Raw genomic sequence first — 19,074 nt, 5'->3', positions numbered from 1 at the left:
TGGAACGGGTTCTGTACCGAGTACTGCGGGACGTCGCACGCGAAGATGCGGTTCCGCGCTTTCACTGTGAGTCCCGAGCAGTTTGCGAGCTGGGTTGCCGCTCAACGCGCGCCGGCTGTGTTTGGCGCGGTTGCGATGGGTCCGCCGGGTCAGGCCGCTGCGGTCACACCGGCGAGCTATCCGTTCCCGAGAAACCAGCCCGAGTTCGAGTACGCAAGACCCCGTACACCAATTCCCGGGGGCCTGACCTTTACGCGCGGCCTGACCGGCAATGCGCATCGCGGTCAGCAGGTGTTTTCTTCCAGCGCCTGTATAGGATGTCACACAATTGCCGGAAATCCAGCGGCGATTGGCAACATCGGACCGAACCTCACGCACTTCGGATCGCGCGCGACGATCGGTGCGGGAAGCTTTCCAAATACGCCGGCGTATCTCGCGCTCTGGCTCAAGAATTCTCGTCTGATGAAGCCCGGAGTCCTGATGCCGACGCTCGGGATGAACGAATATGATCCGGTTCTCAAGGCGCGCGTCACCAAGGCGCAGGGCGGACTCGACGATCAGCAGATTGCTGACATCGTTGCATATCTTTGGGCACTGAAGTAGAGGAATATCGGATGGCATCGACTGCGGTTCCCACCCAGGCCCCTCCGTACACCGCCGCTCCCTATCAGGAAAAAGGCGGAGTCTGGAGCTGGCTCACAACGGTGGATCACAAGCGGATAGGGCTGCTCTATTTCTATACCGCACTAGCGTTCTTCCTCATCGGCGGCCTCGAGGCGGAGCTGCTTCGCATTCAGCTCCAGGGGCCCAACAAGCAGTTCGTCTCGGCGGAGTTGTACAACCAGCTGTTCACGATGCACGGCACGACGATGATCTTCCTGGCGATCATGCCGTTGTCGGCGGCGTTCTTCAACTTCCTCATTCCGCTCCAGATTGGCGCGCGTGACGTCGCCTTCCCGCGTCTCAATGCTTTCAGCTACTGGGTGTTTCTGTTCGCCGGAATTTTCATCACGGTGCCGATTTTCTTCCAGGCCGCGCCCGACGGTGGCTGGTTCGGATACGTACCGCTGACGACGAGGGATTTCTCGCAGGGAGTCAACATCGACTTCTGGGTGATCGGCCTTCAGATACTGGGTATCTCTTCGCTGGCCGCCGCGTTCAACTTCATAACGACGATCATAAATCTCCGCGCGCCCGGCATGACTCTGATGCGCATGCCGATGTTCACGTGGATGTCGTTCGTGGTGATGTTCCTGCTCATCCTCGCGTTCCCGGTCATCACGATCGCGCTCGTCTTTCTGCTTTTCGATCGCTTCTTCGACACGAACTTCTACTCGATCACCGCGGGCGCCGATCCACTGCTGTGGCAGCACCTGTTCTGGATCTTCGGCCACCCCGAGGTCTACATCCTCATTCTCCCGGCATTCGGGCTCGTGTCGGAGGTCCTGCCGACGTATTCCGGCAAGCCGCTGTTCGGCTATCCGGTGATGGTGTACTCGGGGATCATCATCGGCGTGCTCGGATTCGGTGTCTGGGCGCACCACATGTTCGCTGTGGGAATGGGGCCGATCGCGGACAGTGTGTTCGCACTCTCGACTCTGCTCATCGGTATTCCGACGGGCGTGAAGATATTCAACTGGATGGCGACGATGGCCCAGGGGTCCATCCGCTTCACGACCGCGATGAATTTCGGGATCGGGCTCGTTGCGCTGTTCACGATCGGTGGCATCTCCGGCATCATGCACGCCTCGCCGCCGGCTGACCTCCAGCAGACCGACACGTACTTCATCGTCGCGCACTTCCATTATGTGCTGTTCGGCGGCTCGATCATGGGAATCTTCGCGGGCATCTACCACTACTTCCCGAAGATCACCGGCCGCCTGATGAACGAGCGACTCGGCCAGTGGCATTTCTGGCTCAACTTCATCGCGATGAACCTGACTTTCTTCCCGATGCACTTCTCGGGAATGCTCGGCATGCCGCGCCGGATTTACACGTACGACGCCGGCCAGGGCTGGGACAGCTACAACCTGATTTCGAGCATTGGAGCGTACCTGCTGGCCGTAGCTACGGTGATCTTCATCTACAATTTCTTCGTGAGCAGAAAGCGCGGCGCTATCTCCGGCCCGAACCCATGGCACGCCGGAACGCTCGAGTGGAGCATTCCATCGCCGCCACCCGAGTACAACTTCGCGAAGATCCCGATAGTCAGCTCCCGCTATCCGCTCTGGGAGGGCAATGAACAGGATCTCGAGAGCGCGCGCATAAATTCGCAGGAAGGGAAGAGCGCCGAGGAGATGGGAATCATTCTTCCCTATCCGACCATCTGGCCTCTGATGGTGGCATTCGGTCTGATCGTCATGTTCTGCGGGCTGATGACGACAAAGGCACTGATATTCATCGGCGCCGGAATTCTCGTCGGGAGTCTCTATACCTGGCTTCTGAGCCCGCTCGAGCCGGAGCACCACTAGACTCATGACCGCACCAGCTGCGCACCACTACACGTCAACGGGACTCGACAGCCGGAAAATTGCGATCTGGGCCTTCATCGGCTCGGAGTGCATGCTGTTCACTTCGCTCATCTCCACCTACCTCATCTACAAGGGGCGGAGCAGAGTAGGTCCCTTCCCGCACGAGACGTGGGTCGATCCAACCAGCGGGCAACAGTTCGGTGCGATCCTCAACATTCCGGTCACGTCGGCGTCGACGTTCACGCTCCTCATGTCGTCGCTCTTCATGGTGCTCGCGCTGGCCGCAGTGCAGAACAAGAACGCCCCCAAGCATACGAGGGGAGACCGAATACTCGGCTCCTCGAAGCTCTGGCTGTGGGCGACGGCAATCGCCGGCACAACCTTCCTCGGCTTTCAGGCCTTCGAGTTCACGTCGTTCGTGCACGAAGGGTTGACTATCAAAACGAATCTGTTCGGATCGTCGTTCTTCACGCTCACGGGATTCCACGGCGCGCACGTGACGGCCGGTGTTGTCTGGCTGCTGACGCTGTTGTCGATCGATTACCGCCGCGGCCTGGGGCCCGCCGACGCACTCATCGTGGATATCGCGGCATTGTACTGGCACTTCGTCGACGTCGTCTGGATTGTGATCTTCACTCTCGTCTACCTGATCAAGTAGGATCCGATGGAACACGATACGCCGCACACCGATCCCACTGCGCATCCGGCTGAGGCGCACGCCGAGCATCACCATCCGGGGTGGTCGACTTACTGGAAGGTGGCGACCATCCTCACGGTCATCACGATCGGCGAAGTCTGGATGTACTACATACCGGCCGTTGTAGCGTCGCGCGCTTTCGTTCCGCTCTTGCTCGTGCTCTCGGCACTCAAATTCGGGATCGTCGTGATGTTCTACATGCACCTCAAGTACGACCACAAGCTGTTCCGAGCGCTGTTCACAGGACCCCTCTTCATCGCCGCGCTGACGCTGATTTCGCTGCTGTTCCTCTTCGGACAGCTGGTGGCAAAGCTGGGCCACTAGCCATGATGCCGGTGCTCGCGATGCTCCACCCGTTCACGCAGTTCGGGTGGCTGGAGTGGTCGATTCATCCGAGCACTGTGGCGGGCCTCGCCGCCCTTGGGGGGCTCTATCTCTGGCGGGCGAGTCATGCGCCTCCGGGCGAACGTCTCGGCGGGCCGAGGAAGATTTCGTTTTTCGCGGGGCTATTCGTGATTTTCGCTTCGCTGAACGGGCCGCTGCATGATTTGAGCGACGATTATCTGTTCAGCGCACACATGGTGCAGCATCTCCTGCTGACGCTCGCGATGCCGCCGCTCCTGATGGCGGGAATTCCAGGGTGGATGCTGCGGCCGCTTCTGAAGAACCCCGCACTCGCCGGCATTGCGCGGAAGGTGACGAAGCCTATCGTCTGCTACACGATCTTCAACGTCGTCATTGCCGCCTGGCACATCCCTGTTTTCTACAACTCCGCGATGGCCAGCCACAATATCCACATCGTCGAGCATCTCATGTTCATGTCGGCGGCTGTGCTTATGTGGTGGCCGCTGATGAGCCCGCTGCCGGAGCTGCCGCGGCTCTCGTATCCGGGTCAGATGCTGTACTGCTTCCTGATGAGCATTCCGATGTCGATCATCGCCGTCTACATCACTATGGCCGACCGCGTGCTGTATCCCGCTTACTCGGCCGCCCCGCGCGTGTCGCCGCTGTCACCGATGGACGATCAGATGCTGGGAGGGCTGATAATGTGGGTCCCCGGCGGGCTGATTTTCGCGGTGATCATGACCGTTGTGTTCTTCAGGTGGGTAGCGCGCGGCGACGACAGCACTGCCGGCGCACAGGTGGACTGGAAGCCGCGCGCCGCATAGTTGTCAGCTCGCCAGTTGTTAGCTCGCTTCCGTGCGCATGTGGGGACGGTGGTATCCGGTTCACGGCAGACCGCGCGGGCCGGAATAAATTATGAGATGCGGCTCGAACGCTCCCCATTTGCGGCGCCGAGAACCGGACACCCCCGCCCGCCCGGCCGACACCGAAACTCGCAACAGAGTAATCAGCTAAGCGTCAGTACCAGTCAGCGCCACGTCGATGTCGTGCTTGAGGCCGGGGTGCCTCGTCCACATGAACCATCCCATGACCACCGTTGCAATCAGATTGGCGATGAAGATCTGATACCACGCCAGGCTGCCGAATTCCGATTCCGTGAACAGGCCGGCTAATCCATAAGCTCCGATCTGGATCACGACGAACAGGATTAGAAATCCGGCGAGAATTGCCGGGGTCTGGGCCGATTTGTGTACAACGTAAGCCACGATCACCCCCACCAGGGCGAACGCCGCGTAGTGAAAGAGTGTATATGCAATTACGTGGGTCAGCACCGTATCCGGCATTGCAGGCGGCTTGCCGAGTATGCTGATGAGCCCGCGGCCGAGGAGATCGGGAGTATAGAGCGCACGACCGGAGACGATGTCGACGATCAGGAACCAGACAGCAATCGCAGTCGCTCCAAGGAAGCCCGCGATGATACCCTCGCGGGCAGAGCTGTGCGACTCCGACAACGATCGCGGGATCGCCTTTGTTGATATCGGCCGGAGCTCGGCCTCGTCTGCGCCGTACGCCATGAAGTTCTCCTCCAGGCGTGAAGTTATGCAAACCGTTACCGTTTTCCTAGCGGAGCAAGGAGAGATGCAAGGGGCGTGCGGCGAAGGAACGAAAGTGTGGTGCGAAATTCGCGTTGGCGGCTCAGCATTTCCGGTTTGACTATCCGTATTCGATGACAATCATGCTGTATCGCAGGCTGCGCCTGATGGCGGTACTTGTTCTGGCGGCGCTTGCCGCAACGTCAATCGACGGCCAGACGAGCAAGAAGAAGAAGAAAGCCAAAACTACGGCGTCGCAGTCGAAGACAAAAAAGAAAACGACAAAGAAGAAAGGGAGGACGACGGCGCGGAGACCTGCCCCGCCGGCTCCTCCGCCAATCCGCTACACCGCGCCGCGCTCCGTTGAATCCCTCAGGGCTGACCTGCGCATGATGGCATCCAGAATCCGGAGCGGGCAGCTCGGGCTCATGGCAGTGTCGCTGACGCGCGGTGACACACTGTTCGACTACAACGCCGGCACGCCGCTGGTGCCCGCATCGCTCATGAAGATGCTGACGACGGCAGTCGCTCTCGAGCGTCTCGGCCCGAGATATCAGTTCAGCACGGACGTCCTTCACGACGGAACTCTCGAGTCCGACGGTACTCTGCGCGGCAACGTCTACCTGAGGGGCGACGGCGACCCGTCGCTGTCAGGCAGATATCTCCAGGGCGGGCCAGCGGCACCGATGAACTTTCTGGCTGATCAGCTCGCCGCAAGGGGCATCAGGCACATCACCGGTGAAGTGATCGGCGATCACACGGCATTCGACGACAAGGCGATCCCGGAGGGGTGGCTCACCCGGTATCTGCAATCGGGTTACGCGGCGCGGGTATCGGCGCTCTCGCTCAATGAGAATCTCGTGTGGGTGACGATCGCGCCGAACGGTGTGCGACTCGAGCCGGCGACGTCCGCGATACCACTCGTGAGCAACGTGAGGACCGTCGGCGGAGGAGGCGCAAGGCTCTCCGTCCGGCGCTTCGGCGACGGCTCGATCCAGGTCTCGGGAACGATCGGCTCGCGCTCACCGCCGCGCCGCTACGTCTATGTCGTTGAAGATCCCCCGCGCTTTACGACGGGGGCTCTACGTGCCGCGCTCATAGGCAAGGGCGTCACAGTCGACGGCGGCATCAGGCTCGGCGCTACTCCATCGAGCGCTGTGAAGATCGCGAGCATCCAGTCGCCGACGCTCGACCGCATGATTTCGGCAATGAACCGCGAGAGCATCAATCATTTCGCGGAGCTCGTGCTGAGAAATGCGGCACGCGGCCCTGAGAGAAACAAGCAGGGGACAATCGCGGCCAGCCGGTCGCTGCTCCGGGAGTTCTTCGCCGAAAAGGTGCGCGCCGATTCGTCGACGCTGCAGGTGTTCGACGGGAGCGGTCTCTCGACTCTGGACCGAATCACTTCGCGTGGAATGGTGCAGATGCTGGGGTACGCGCACCGCGCGGAGTGGGGCCCGTGGTTTCACGCATCGCTCCCCGTTGCGGGTGAATCGGAGCTGATGCGCCGCCGAATGAAGGGCAGCCCGGCGCAGGGAAACCTGCACGCGAAGACGGGGACGACAAACGACGTCGTCGGGCTGGGCGGCTACGTCACTGCCGCGGACGGTGAAGTCATTGCGTTCTCGTTCATCTACAACGGCACCGATCGCTGGACGGCCAAGGCGATGATCGACGTCATGGGAGAGACGCTGGCTAACTTCGCCCGCTGACCCTCTTTTCGTTTTGATCTGTGCGCTGGCCACAGAATCACAGGAACACAGAAAATCGGAACGCCTCATCAGTGTCGATGCGGCGTTCTGTTTTCTTAGGATGAACTTCTCTTGGCGATCGAAGCCTCGCTGGCACGAGCTGTTCCCACTGAAGGCATCTGTGTTTCTGTGATTCTGTGGCCAGTGCGCAGATCTCTACCAGCCGAGTGCTCTGATGTTAACTCCCCGGCGGGCCAGCTCGGCGATGTACTTCGGAGCAGGCACGCATTCGTCTGGCGTGTGGACTCCCTTCAGCGTGATGTCGCCGCGCGCCTGCATCTGGCCGGTAATCGAGAGCGAGTAGCCTGTCGCGCGCATCATGGCACTGATGCCGTGCTCTTCGTCATAGAAATCCACCAGCTCCCAGCCGACCTGACTCGGCTTGCCGTCTTTTGTCCCACGCACCGTTACTCGCATCGCCACGAGGTCGCGCCCACCGGGCTTGGTGAGATGCGGGCTCATCGCAGCGATCGCGACATCCCGCGGTGCAACACGTCCTCCTTCAACGTCGATTGGATTCTCGTCCAGGAGGCCGAGATCGCGAATGGCTTCCATGATCGCGGCATGCCCCGGATACCGCAGGGTCTTGTACTCCATCGACGGGATCTTGCCCTCGTATCGGAAGGCCATTGTCGAGAGACCGCCGGCCGTGTGAAATGCCTCGAGCTCGCCGACGGGACGCTCGAACACCACCGACTCACGCTCGGACAGGGCTTTCACCTGCGTCCGAATGCCGTCGCGGACGATCCACGACAGCGTCGTGTAGTAATCGAAAACACCCTCGAGTGAATACACGATCTGATAGTTGAGCGGCGGCTCGGGGTTCTGCGGAAGGCCGCCCACGAAAATCTTCACTTCATCCACGGCGTCGAGCTGGCTGATGCCGTACCCGGCGAGGATGTTGACCATTCCGGGGGCAAGGCCGCAGTCGGGAATGATCGTGATCCCTTTTTGCTTCGCTTCGGCATCCAGTGTTTGCTGCTCGAATACGATCTCGGTGTTCCCGCCGAGATCGCAGAAATGGACGCCCGCCGCGACTGCATGCTTCGCCAGACCGACGTTGAAGTAGTACGGGATCGCGCTCATCACGGCGTCGCTTTCGCGCATCAAGGCGCTGACTGCTTCGTGATCGCGGACGTCCAGGGGCGTGGGAATGAGTCGCCTTCCCGAATACGGCGCGAGGAAGTGCGGCAAATGCCCGGTGTGAAGGTCGGCAAGCCGCACCTCCGTCACCTCCTCGTTCTGCAGCAGATCGTAAGCGCACGCCGAGCCCTGAAGCCCGGCGCCGAGGACAAGCATCTTCATCAGGTTGAGCGTCTCCGTGGTTCGAGCGTATTGCGAGGCCGAAAGCTAATCGGGGAGCGCATCCAGCCGTTACCCCGGCTCACTCGTTGCAGTATTCGCGCACATGCCGATCGCCGAAGAGCGCGAAACGTGGCGCGACAATCTGATCACGAGTGGCGAAGGCATTCGCCGGATGCTGGAGAACGCCAGGCGAATTGCGGTCCTGGGTATCAAGCGCGAGTACGACCGTCCGGCGTATTTCGTCCCGGAGTACGCGCAAATGGCCGGGTACGAGATAATCCCGGTTCCGGTCTACTATCCCGAGCTGAAAGAGCTGATGGGAGAACCGGTTTATCGGAGAGTTGCTGACGTTCCTGGCGAGGTGGATATCGTCAACGTCTTTCGTCGATCGAACGACATTCCCCCGCATGTGGATGACATCATCGCGAAAAAACCCAAGGCTGTGTGGTTTCAGTCAGGCATTCGCAACGACGTCGCTGCCGAGCAATTCGCGAAAGCGGGAATACAGGTAGTTCAGGACCGCTGCCTCATGGTGGAAATGCGACGAATCGGGAGGTAAACCAGCATCTATGACGGAGGTTTCAAAGATTCGACGGATTGCGCGGATTGTCTCCGAGCTGATGCTAAGCAGGCGAAACGTCATTCAGCATGCCGGATTTTTGTTGTTGACAACAAAAAGAAACCCGTGGCCGTTTAGGTGACGCTAGCTGTACGCGAGTACAACCTGCCGTCGAATCCGCTGAATCCGTCGAATCCCTTTGAAACCTCCGTCATAGATGCCTACTTCAGGAGCGTTTCACCAGGCGACAGTGTAGACCACAGCCTCAAACGGAATTTCATTTGCCACGGCGTTGCGGCGCGGCGCCAGGGCCACGATGTACCGCCCTCCACGGGTTGAAACGAGAGCGCGTCCGGATCCGATCGTAAATGGCGTCGCGTCGGAGCTCACGCCCGGCGTTGTTTCGCGCGCCGTGATCACTCCCCTCTGACTTTCTATCGAGAAACTCCGCTTACCGGCGGTTACGTCGACTGGATTGCCGCCTTCCAGATCCATCGCGGTTCCCGACTCGAGCACGGGTCCGTCCTTCCACCGCGGAACGGCCAGCCGTGCGCCCGCGGGCAGTGTTCCGTGAAGTGCATTGGTTTTCGGATCCAGTGCCGCCCACGATTCCGAGCCCTCGTCGTCCTCGACTCTCGCGGGATTGTTCCCAAGCGCGATGGTCGTGCCGTCCACCGTCCACCTCACGCGCCAGCCGCGGGCAATCGGAAACATCCTCGGCGCTGCGGCATCTGTTGCGCCCGGGGCGCGAATGTCGGCGGGAACCCTGATGATTCCCGGCTGCGCGATTGCGCGCATTGTCGTCATCCCGCTCGCGTTGAATGAGCCCTGGATTACCGTCGCTGTATCCATTCCCGTCGTGCGTGCAAGCGCGATCCAATCTGCTGCGGGTATCAAATCGTCGTTCGGTGAGCGCACTACATACGCCCGCGAAAATGCGAGAGACTGCCAGTCCGGCGCCGGCGCCACGTCCCATACGTTGTCCATCCGCGTCTGGAAGTTCCGTGTCTCGCTCCCGAAAAAGAAAGCATTCGGCAGTGGATCGTTTTCGATCGACACGGGATCGACCATGACGAGGATGGCCGAGCTGTCGGGCGAGAGAATCCAGCGGATTCGCGAGCGCATCCCGTACGTGCCCTGGTTCACGCTCGTCGCGCTGACCGCTGGGGTGGCGCGGGAAATCGTGGTGTCGGTGGCGGGGGATTTGTTCGATACCTCCACGCACGCCGTCGCGCCGACAGCGCCGAGCAAAAGGAGGCGGAGTTTGTGCACTTTCATTTTTCTGACATCGTTAGGTGCCGCGGTTCTTCAGCAGCAGACTAGGTTACGCCCGTTGCCCTTGGCGCGATAGAGCGCGACATCCGCTGCGCGGAAGAGATCCTCGACCGAATCCAGACGAGGGGACGGATAGGTCGCAACGCCGATGCTGGCGGTGACGTGGATCAGGCCTGGCTCGCCGATGGAAAAGCCGTTCAACGCAATTCTCTCGCGAATTCGCTCGGCGAACGCGATCGCGCCCTGCCGGCCCGTTTCGGGAAGCACCACCACGAACTCCTCACCCCCGTACCGAGCCACCATATCGACCGCCCGCACAGCGCGCTGGAGGAGGCCCGCGACTGCGGCGAGCACACTGTCGCCGGCAATGTGTCCGTAAGTGTCGTTGACCAGCTTGAAATGATCGAGGTCGATGAGCAGCATCGACAGCGGCGCGTTGTAGCGCCGCACTCTCTCCATCTCGGTCACGAGCCGGATCGTGAGAGCCCGGCGATTCACCAGCTGTGTCAGATGATCGGTATGCGCCAGCGCTTCGAGCCGGTGGTTATCCGCGCGCGCCATCTCGATCGCGTGCGCGCGCTGAATCGCCGTGACTCCGCTCCGCACAACCGTTGAAGCAAACTCGACGTCTGCCGCGTCGAACTTTGGCTCGTCGGTCGTGCGCCTCAACAGAAAGACCCCCATGTTCTCGCTGTCTATCGGGAATGGCAGCGCCATCACCGACCGCACGCTCACGTGCGTTCCGTCGCGCTGCCATCCTTCGCGGAGAGACGAGTAAAGGGGCGACGCCTGAAGATCGGGAATCAATACCGGAATGCGTCCGTTCAACGCAGCGACGACTTCCGGATAGCGATCGAGCTCGATCTCGAGATCATGTAAGTGTGGCTGCTCGAATGCCGTGGCGACGACGCCGGTTTTCGCGTCGCGATTGGCCTTGATGACTGACGCATGTGAGAGACGGAGGGCACGTGCAAGACGACGGACGAGAAAATGGAAGATCTCGTCCGTCGGCAAATCTCCCATTACTTCGTGCAGAATGTCGACGAGATCTCGCCTGGACTCGCCTTCGTCGCGCACACGCTGAAGCTCGGCTTCCGCGTTGCGTAGTGCAGCTCTCAGGGATTGAATTTCGTCAATTGCGTCTTTTTCCAAACGGGCGTGCCTCGGGTGGATCCTACTCTTCGTCGGCGCTGACCTCGATTTCGCCCGCTGGAACTACCGAATCGTCCCCGTTCGATTCGACCTCGTCCTCCGGTACCACTCGAGCCACCGCGGTCAGTACATCTCCTTCATCGAGATGGACGAGTCTGACCCCCTGCGCGATACGACCCGTGACACGGATCTGCGCCACTGAGGAACGGATGATTACGCCGTTCCTGGTGATCAGCATGATCTCGTCTTCCGGAAGCACTTCCATCACTCCCACCACGTCACCGGTCTTCTCGGTGCGGTTGACGGTGATGATTCCCTTCCCGCCGCGCCTCTGCACACGATAGTCGTCGATGTGCGAGCATTTGCCGAGTCCTTTCTCGGTGACCACGAGGATCGTCGCGTCGCGCTTGATGACGACCATTCCGACGAGCGAATCGCCTTCCCGGAGCTCGATTCCCTTCACTCCCGTCGTGTCGCGACCCATCTCGCGCACGTCCTGCTCATGGAATCGCACGGAAAGGCCGTGCTTCGTCGCAAGGACGATGTCGTTGGTTCCGCTTGTTACCTGAACGTCGATCAGAGCATCACCCGGCTCGATCTTGATCGCCTTGATGCCCGTGTTGCGGACGTTCGAGTACTGCGAGAGCGCGCTCTTCTTCACCGTTCCGTTTCTCGTGCAGAAAAGAAGGAACTGAGCGTCACTGAACTCGCGGACCGGCACCATCGACTCGATTCGCGTATCGGGATTCACGTTGATGAGGTTGACGATCGGCTTACCCTTTGCCGCGCGCCCCGCCTGCGGAATCTCGTGAACCTTGAGCCAGAAGCACCGGCCATCGTCGGTGAAGCAGAGGATGTAGTCGTGCGTCGAGCCGATGAACAACCGCTCGATGAAATCCTCGTCCTTGAGCCCCTGACCGCTCAGCCCGCGACCACCTCGGCGCTGCTTTCGATAGGTGGAGACCGACGTGCGCTTGATGTAGCCCGAATGGGAGATGGTGATGACCATGTCCTCTTCGGCAATCAGGTCCTCGATTGTGAACTCGCCCTCGTCGCTCGTGATCTCGGAGCGCCGCTCGTCGCCGAACCGCTTGGCGACCTCCTGTAGCTCTTCGCGCATGATCTTCATCCGCCGCGGGCGCGACGCGAGAATCTCACGCAGCTCCTTCACGAACGCGCGAACTTCCTTGAGCTCGGCCTCGAGCTTGTCGATCTCCAGACCCGTCAGCTTCGCGAGCCTCATGTTCAGAATCGCCTCGGCCTGCCGCTCGCTCAGCTTGAACCGCTTCTGCAGCTGGCCGCTGGCGGTCGGAGTATCGGCGGCGGCGCGAATCAGCTTGATCACCGCATCGATATTGTCGACGGCGATCTTGAGACCCTCGAGGATGTGCTCGCGCTCGAGCGCCTTGTCGAGCTCGAACTGCGTGCGGCGAACGATCACCGTGTGCCGGTGATCGATGTAATGCACCAGCACTTCCTTGAGCGGCATGATCTTCGGCACGAGTCGGCCGGTGTGCGAGTCCGGGACGAGCGCCAGCATGATCACGCCGAAAGTGGACTGCATCGTCGTGTGCTTGTAGAGCCCGTTGAGGACGACGCGCGGAATTGCGTCGCGCTTGAGCTCGACGACGATGCGCATTCCGTCCTTGTCGGACTCGTCGCGCAGATCGGAGATGCCCTCGAGCTTCTTGTCCCGCACGAGCTCGGCGATGTCGCTGACGAGCTTCGCCTTGTTCACCTGGTACGGGAGCTCGTTGATGACGATCTGCGACTTGTTTGACGACTCTTTTTCTTCGATCACCGCGCGGGCGCGCATGACGATGCGGCCGCGTCCCGTCTCCTGGTAATCCTTGATCCCGGCCCGGCCGTAGATGTATCCGCCGGTCGGGAAATCGGGACCCTTCACGATTTTTCTGAGCGCCGCAATATCGATTTCCGGATCGTCGATGAGCGCTACTGTCGCGTTTATGACTTCGCTGACGTTGTGTGGCGGGATGTTCGTGGCCATTCCGACCGCGATGCCCGACGAGCCGTTGATGAGAAGATTCGGAACGGCCGAGGGGAGAACCGTGGGCTCCTGAAGCCGGTCGTCGAAGTTGGGCGCGAAATCGACGGTGTTCTTGTCGATGTCGGCCAGCATCTCCATCGCGACACGCGTGAGCCGAGCCTCGGTATACCGATAGGCTGCGGCCGAATCTCCATCCACGCTTCCGAAATTTCCCTGGCCGTCGACGAGCGGATAACGGAGCGAGAAGTCCTGGACCATTCGCACGATGGCGTCGTAAACCGACGAGTCGCCGTGCGGGTGGTATTTGCCGAGGACGTCGCCGACGACCGTTGCCGATTTCTTGTAGGGTCTGCCGGGAACGAGACCGAGCTCGTTCATGGAGTAGAGCACGCGGCGGTGAACAGGCTTGAGGCCGTCTCGCACATCGGGAAGTGCGCGCGAGACGATGACACTCATCGAGTAATTGAGGAACGATTCCCTGACTTCGTCGTGGATCAGCCGGGGAAGAATTCGCTCTCGGTTATTGGGAGCGGTCATGAATTATTTGAGGCGTTCAGGTCGGGCGAAGGGGTGCCGGAGGGCCCGGGTTCGCAATCCTCGAATATAGCCCAAAAAAGAACCGAAATCAATAACTGGCAGTCTTGGTATGTGATTGAGCGATAATGACTTAGATGGGATGGCCCGGCGCGTTCGCAACCAGCGGTTTAGGGACGCCACACGGCCATTACCACCACCGATTCTTCGTTCGGCAGTTCGACCTTCCGGCGTTGCCTTTACGCGGTGGTCGAATAAAAGGTGCACTTCGATGATATGAAAGCGACATTGCGCGCGCCCGGACAGGCGATAACCTTGGCCGCAGTGCTGTCAGTGGCGCCACTGGGATACTTTTCGCCAAATCACTCCGCCAGAGGGCCTTACCGCAGAGGAGACGTGGTTTGGCGTTAAAACGGCGCGTCAATCCCATTACCGGCAGCTCCCCTTACTGGATACGACCGGACACCCTTTCCAGTACGCGCTCCCGTCGCCGCTCCTTGAAATGCTTCACAAGATCGACAGAGACGCGTCAGGAAATATCGATGGAAGCGAACAAGTTGCTAATCCGTCCACAAGGAATACGTACCTGTTCAAGTCGCTCGTGGAAGAGGCAATTACATCGAGTCAGCTCGAGGGTGCGGCAACTACCCGCAAGGTTGCGAAGGCCATGATACAAGAGGGGCGTGAGCCAAGAACGCTCGGCGAGCGCATGATTTTGAATAATTACCAGGCGATGCTGCGTGTTCACGAGCTTGTTGAGCATGAACTGACACCCGACATCGTTTTTGATCTTCAACGCATCGTGACTGAACGTACTCTTGATGATCCCGACGCGGCCGGATGATTTCGGCGAGACGACGAAGAAATTGTAATCGAAGACGAAACGGGACGACGACTACATACGCCCCCTAGGGCCGATGAACTGCCAGCTCGACTCAAGGCGATGTGTGATTTTGCAAATGGCTACGGCACAACCGAATTCATGCCACCGGTTGTACGAGCAATTCTTCTCCATTTCTGGTTCGCGTATGATCACTCTTTTGTCGACGGTAATGGCCGTACCGCACGCGCGTTATTCTACTGGGCGATGGCTCGCCAGGGGTATTGGCTCTGCGAATACGTCTCGATCTCTCGGATACTCAAGAAAGCGCGCGGTGCGTACGCTCGAGCGTATCTCTATACTGAGAGCGACGAAAACGACGTCACTTATTTCCTTCTATATCAATCTCGCGTGCTGCTTCAGGCAATCGCAGAACTCCAGCAGCATCTCGCGCGAAAGCGGGCAGAGCTTAGAGACACCGAAGAGGTACTCGCACGGACTCGTCTGCTTCGTGACCAATTAAACCCCCGGCAGTTGGCACTCGTCAATCATGCGCTCAAAAATCCAGATGCCCGGTACACTGTCGAATCACACCAGCGTTCCCATGGAGTCAGCTACGAGACAGCCCGGAGCGATCTCTTGCGACTCGCAAACCTGGAGATTCTCAACCAAAGGAAGGTGGGACGAGCGTTTGCCTTTTATGTCCCTCATGACCTCAGACAACGGCTAGAAGCGCGTGCAGCAAACATCAGAGCTAAGGTGCAAGGAAGGCGCTAGCCCAGTCGGATTCGACGTCAAAGGCTTTCGAGTACACCGCAGCGGCTTGCTCGCCCCTGGCGATGCAAAGGGCGGACTTTGTCTAATCCCTGTACGGGTCGAAGTCGCCGGCGCCCGCCATGACGACGATCAGTGGCGCCAGCGTATGAAGAACCTCGATCGTATCGCCCTGCTTTGCGAGCACATCCGGCAGCCGGCGATACGCCTGCGGCGCTTCGTCCAGACCACCTCCGCGCAGGATTATGCCGCGCGACTTGATCCACTCGTCGAGCATTTCCTGCGACACCAGGCCCGGCGCTACAATCCTCGCCCTCGGTCCCCAGCCCTTGGTCTTTCCGCGAGCCTGAGTGCGCGACATCACACGGCCGGCGCCGTGGACGGTCGAGAACATCGCGTTTTCCTGCTCCGAGCTTTCGTTCGCGCCATGAACAATTACAGCATCATCTCCCATCGAGCCGCCGATAAAACCCTTCTGACCAGGGAAGGCAGGGGTCGCTCCCTTGCGAACAACGACCAGCGGCTCGCCGAAGTGATTCTCCTTCCAGGAGAAATTGTGATGGTTGTGGACAAGCTCCATCTCATCGCCGCCCATCAGATAAACGACGCGGCGTGCCACCCACTCCCGTCCCGCGTAGGCGTAGTCGCCCGCGAGGTTCATGAGTGACCAGTAGTCCTGACCGATTGGCGCCTCGAGATCGAGGAGGGCTTCGTTCTCCTTCGCGCGCATTCCCCACTTCTTGTTCGCGGCGAGCGAGAGAAATCCCGACGCGATTGTGTGGCCGAGCCCGCGCGAGCCGAAGTGGACGCCAACCCAGATCGTGCCGTCGGCTCTGTCGGCAAAAACGTCGACGTAGTGATTTCCGCTGCCGACGGTGCCGAGCTGCGAGCGCGCCTTCTCCTTGAGCTCGTGCGCGTTGGCTTCGCTCGGAAGGAGGGACCACGCGTCAGATTCAAAAAGCGGATGATCGATTGGCGCCGCGTCGTCCTTGTTCGTGCGGCCGATTCCGAACGAAACGGTGGAAGCGATCTCGTCGGCGATCTCAGTAAGATCTTCACGGGAAAACTCGGAGATATTGCGGTCGGTTCTGATGGCCGCGTTGCCGCAGGCGATATCGTAGCCAACCCCGGGAACAGAGACCTGATTTCGGTAAGCAGCCACTCCGCCGATCGGCATGATGTAGCCGGAGTGGCCGTCAGCCATTAGCGCGGCATACGCCGCTCGTGACGCAACATCATTGAGCTGCGTCAGCGTTTTCTCATCGTGGTGTCCGAATACCGCGGTGATCGACATTTCTGTCTAACGCTGCAAAACACCAGCCTTCCCGATCGGCTCGCGTTGCAAAGCGAGCCCGGTGCCGACATTATCCGGCATGGCTTCCGTATATAACGCCAGCCGCCTCACCTCCGGCAACCGTATCTTCCCGGCGAGCATCACCGTGGATGGCAATCAGATCAGGTACCACAAGAGCCGCTGGTTCGGATCGACCGAAGAGGCGATCAATTGCCAGCACGTGTCATCGGTGCGGGCGACGCACGGAATGATCTGGTCGAACCTTACGATCGAGACCTCAGGCGGGTCGCAGCCGATTCAGATCAACGGTCTGTCGAGAACGGAGGCCGAGCTGATCGAAGCGGCGATTCGGGAAGCTCAGGCGCGCGAAGCCGAGAAAGAGTAGGCGCTAGCTCCGTGAGCTAGTGCGCCGGGCCCTTGTAGCTCGTCGCCTCCGCTTCATCATCCAGATCGAGCTGGGCGTCCGCCCGATCGATGGCATCCCTCTCGGCGCGGTAGCGCTGATACCACTCGCGTGTCACCTGGGCCGCCAGGTCGCGGTTGCCGAGTCCGAACGCAAGAGCCAGCGCGAGCGCTACAGCTCCGAATAGAATTGCAAACGCGGTCGTCACAATCTCGTTTGCGACACCGAGCTCCTGAAGCGCCATGAACACGGCAAGGACGATCACACCGCCCTTCCCCACGCGAGACAGCGTTGGGCCGCCGTGCAGGCCGCCCGCCGATGCCATGATCAGCCCGCCGACGAATCCTCCGAGGACGATGCCGACGATGATGATCACAATCGCGGCAATGACGCTCGGGATGTAGCTCACCAGCTCCGAGAAGACGTTGGCGAGCGACTGCAGGCCAAGTGCGTTCGCGGCAACCAGCATCACCGTGAACATCACGAACCAGAAGATGATGCTCGCTGCAATCCGCGTCGGATTGAGATGCGAGCCGGCACGCTCGACGGCGTCCATCACCCCGCCGCGCTCGAGCAGCTGGTTGAACTTGATCTTCCGGAGAACTTTCTCCGCTCCCTTCTCGAACAGCCGGGCCAGCAGATAGCCCGCGAAGAGGATGACCATCGCTCCGAAGAGAGCGGGCACGTATCTGTACAATTGTGCGAAACTCTCCTGAAGGCGTTCGGAAAAGCCTACGGTCGTGGTATCCACGTATGACTCTCTAATGAAGTGCGTGAGGACGCCTTAAGAATAGCAGCGCCGGGAGAACTCGGCTAATTCCTCGTTCCACGCCTTACGTCGAAAAGCGCGCTCCGGTGACATCGCGGGCAGATCAGCCACTCCCTCCTGCGGGCGTAGCCCAGGCCGAACGATCCGCCGCCGATTGGGCGCTGCGTCATCGCCACATGACACCTCGGACAATCCGCGGCATTGCTCGACGCGTAGGCCTCACGAATTCGCGTCAGCTCGTCAGGCGAATATTGAGCACTCTCCGTCATGCAACGCGCACCACGATCTTTCCGAACTGCTCACCACTGGCGAGTCGAGCGAATGCTTCCCGTCCATTCTCGAGCTCGTGGACCGAATCGATCTCCGGCAAAAGCCGCCCGGCTCGCAATTCGTTGGCAACAGCGTCGAACTCCGCGTCGTTCCCCATCGTCGAGCCCATGATCGTCCATTGATTCCAGAACAGTCGCCGGACATCGGTCTCTACCATCGGGCCCGATGTTCCACCGCACGTCACCAGCCGTCCCTGCTTGCCCAACGCCGCGAGCGACTGCTTCCAGGTTGCCTGACCGACGTTGTCGAGCACCACGGTCACGCCACGCTTGCCCGTGCGCGCACGAATCTCGGTCCCGACATCCACCTTTGCGTGGTTGAGGGTTTCGTCGGCGCCGAGCCGGCGGGCGCGGGCCAGCTTTTCGTCGCTGCTGGAGGTTACCCACGCGCGCGCTCCGATCTGTTTCACGAGCTTGAGCGCGGCGAGCGCCACACCGCCCCCGATCCCCCAGATGAGAACTTCGTCGCTCGCCTCGACCTTGGCGCGGGTGACGACCATTCGGCACGCCGTCAGCGCCGCAAGCGTGAACGCTGCCGCAGTCTCGCGGGGGATATCGGAAGGAATTCGCCGCACGTTACCCGAGGGCACCACCACGTACTCTGCCAGGGTTCCCGGATGATGCTCGCCGAGCAGCCCAAATCGCACGCAGAGTGACTGTTCGCCGGCGCGGCAATACTCGCAGGTGCCGTCGCTGATTCCGGGATTGATGATGACCGAATCGCCGATGTTGGCGGTTCGCTTCGCGTTTACGCCCACTGCGTCGACGATGCCGGTCGCATCGGCACCCATTATCCAGGGTGGTCGCAGCGTGATCCCCGGCAAGCCCTGAAGCATGAACAAATCGAGGTGATTGAGCGATGCAGCCGTGACGCGCACACGGACTTCCCCGGGGGAGACTTCAGGGATCGGCAGATCCGTACGATACTCGAGCTGTTCGAGTTCCCCGTGTGCGGAGATGGTAATTGCTCGCAACGAAAACCTCGGGGGTTATATT

At 60.2% G+C, this 19,074-nt stretch carries 18 protein-coding genes; 9 read left to right on the top strand and 9 right to left on the bottom strand.

The genetic code is table 11. The annotated features are described in order from the left end of the window. The 5 genes from VES88_17580 to VES88_17560 form a co-directional block, all read left to right on the top strand. Positions 1-603 (top strand): c-type cytochrome (locus tag VES88_17580; GenBank protein HYN83294.1); only part of this gene is annotated, 603 nt, incomplete at its 5' end. A gap of 11 nt (positions 604-614) precedes the next feature. Next, positions 615-2,471, top strand: coding sequence for a cytochrome c oxidase subunit I (ctaD, locus tag VES88_17575; protein HYN83293.1), 1,857 nt, complete (start codon positions 615-617; stop codon positions 2,469-2,471). Between the two features lie 4 nt (positions 2,472-2,475). Then, positions 2,476-3,129 (top strand): cytochrome c oxidase subunit 3, encoded by a 654-nt coding sequence (locus VES88_17570; protein HYN83292.1) that lies wholly within the window; start codon positions 2,476-2,478, stop codon positions 3,127-3,129. A gap of 6 nt (positions 3,130-3,135) precedes the next feature. Further along, positions 3,136-3,492 (top strand): cytochrome C oxidase subunit IV family protein, encoded by a 357-nt coding sequence (locus VES88_17565; GenBank protein ID HYN83291.1) that lies wholly within the window; start codon positions 3,136-3,138, stop codon positions 3,490-3,492. A 2-nt stretch (positions 3,493-3,494) separates the two neighbouring features. After that, positions 3,495-4,337, top strand: a complete 843-nt coding sequence (locus VES88_17560; GenBank protein HYN83290.1) for a cytochrome c oxidase assembly protein — start codon at positions 3,495-3,497, stop codon at positions 4,335-4,337. Between the two features lie 186 nt (positions 4,338-4,523). Here the strand turns inward: VES88_17560 and VES88_17555 are convergent, their stop codons facing one another. Next, complete coding sequence (locus VES88_17555; GenBank protein ID HYN83289.1) at positions 4,524-5,087, bottom strand: hypothetical protein; 564 nt, start codon at positions 5,085-5,087, stop codon at positions 4,524-4,526. 152 nt (positions 5,088-5,239) lie between these two features. Here VES88_17555 and dacB point away from each other — a divergent pair, with 152 nt between their 5' ends. Beyond that, positions 5,240-6,817 (top strand): D-alanyl-D-alanine carboxypeptidase/D-alanyl-D-alanine-endopeptidase, encoded by a 1,578-nt coding sequence (gene dacB, locus VES88_17550; GenBank protein ID HYN83288.1) that lies wholly within the window; start codon positions 5,240-5,242, stop codon positions 6,815-6,817. A 195-nt stretch (positions 6,818-7,012) separates the two neighbouring features. On the opposite strand, the gene VES88_17545 is transcribed toward dacB, so the two are convergent. Continuing rightward, positions 7,013-8,161, bottom strand: a complete 1,149-nt coding sequence (locus tag VES88_17545; GenBank protein HYN83287.1) for a saccharopine dehydrogenase C-terminal domain-containing protein — start codon at positions 8,159-8,161, stop codon at positions 7,013-7,015. A gap of 103 nt (positions 8,162-8,264) precedes the next feature. On the opposite strand from VES88_17545, the gene VES88_17540 reads away from it, so the two are divergent. After that, on the top strand, positions 8,265-8,720 hold the full coding sequence (locus VES88_17540) for a CoA-binding protein (GenBank protein HYN83286.1): 456 nt from the start codon (positions 8,265-8,267) through the stop codon (positions 8,718-8,720). Positions 8,721-8,957: 237 nt separating this feature from the next. Here VES88_17540 and VES88_17535 read toward each other — a convergent pair whose 3' ends face one another. From VES88_17535 to gyrA, 3 genes are read right to left on the bottom strand one after another with little or no spacing between them, the layout of a single operon-like run. Then, positions 8,958-9,998, bottom strand: a complete 1,041-nt coding sequence (locus VES88_17535; GenBank protein HYN83285.1) for a hypothetical protein — start codon at positions 9,996-9,998, stop codon at positions 8,958-8,960. A 30-nt stretch (positions 9,999-10,028) separates the two neighbouring features. Next, positions 10,029-11,147 carry a sensor domain-containing diguanylate cyclase gene (locus VES88_17530; protein HYN83284.1) on the bottom strand — a complete coding sequence of 373 codons (1,119 nt, stop codon included), beginning with the start codon at positions 11,145-11,147 and terminating at the stop codon, positions 10,029-10,031. A 22-nt stretch (positions 11,148-11,169) separates the two neighbouring features. After that, on the bottom strand, positions 11,170-13,692 hold the full coding sequence (gene gyrA, locus VES88_17525; protein HYN83283.1) for a DNA gyrase subunit A: 2,523 nt from the start codon (positions 13,690-13,692) through the stop codon (positions 11,170-11,172). Between the two features lie 499 nt (positions 13,693-14,191). Here gyrA and VES88_17520 point away from each other — a divergent pair, with 499 nt between their 5' ends. Continuing rightward, the gene (locus tag VES88_17520; GenBank protein HYN83282.1) at positions 14,192-14,533 is read left to right on the top strand and encodes a hypothetical protein; all 342 of its coding nucleotides are present in this window, start codon (positions 14,192-14,194) and stop codon (positions 14,531-14,533) included. Between the two features lie 835 nt (positions 14,534-15,368). On the opposite strand, the gene VES88_17515 is transcribed toward VES88_17520, so the two are convergent. Continuing rightward, entirely contained in the window at positions 15,369-16,577 is a 1,209-nt protein-coding gene (locus VES88_17515; protein ID HYN83281.1) for an RtcB family protein, read from the bottom strand. A 79-nt stretch (positions 16,578-16,656) separates the two neighbouring features. Here VES88_17515 and VES88_17510 point away from each other — a divergent pair, with 79 nt between their 5' ends. Then, positions 16,657-16,962 carry a hypothetical protein gene (locus VES88_17510; GenBank protein HYN83280.1) on the top strand — a complete coding sequence of 102 codons (306 nt, stop codon included), beginning with the start codon at positions 16,657-16,659 and terminating at the stop codon, positions 16,960-16,962. Positions 16,963-16,978: 16 nt separating this feature from the next. Here VES88_17510 and VES88_17505 read toward each other — a convergent pair whose 3' ends face one another. The 3 genes from VES88_17505 to VES88_17495 all read right to left on the bottom strand — a co-directional run bounded on the left by VES88_17505 (position 16,979) and on the right by VES88_17495 (position 19,052). After that, a complete protein-coding gene (locus VES88_17505; protein HYN83279.1) occupies positions 16,979-17,731 on the bottom strand; it encodes a mechanosensitive ion channel in 753 nt (250 codons plus the stop codon). A gap of 62 nt (positions 17,732-17,793) precedes the next feature. Continuing rightward, a complete protein-coding gene (locus VES88_17500; GenBank protein HYN83278.1) occupies positions 17,794-18,018 on the bottom strand; it encodes a hypothetical protein in 225 nt (74 codons plus the stop codon). Beyond that, the gene (locus VES88_17495; GenBank protein ID HYN83277.1) at positions 18,015-19,052 is read right to left on the bottom strand and encodes a zinc-binding dehydrogenase; all 1,038 of its coding nucleotides are present in this window, start codon (positions 19,050-19,052) and stop codon (positions 18,015-18,017) included. The genes VES88_17500 and VES88_17495 overlap by 4 nt, the downstream gene beginning before the upstream one ends. Positions 19,053-19,074: the final 22 nt, after the last annotated feature.

It is taken from the genome of Gemmatimonadaceae bacterium, from assembly GCA_035633115.1.
GTDB lineage: Bacteria > Gemmatimonadota > Gemmatimonadetes > Gemmatimonadales > Gemmatimonadaceae > UBA4720.
The sequence above is the reverse complement of the archived record's forward strand: the minus strand, read 5'-3'. Positions and strand labels throughout refer to the sequence as shown.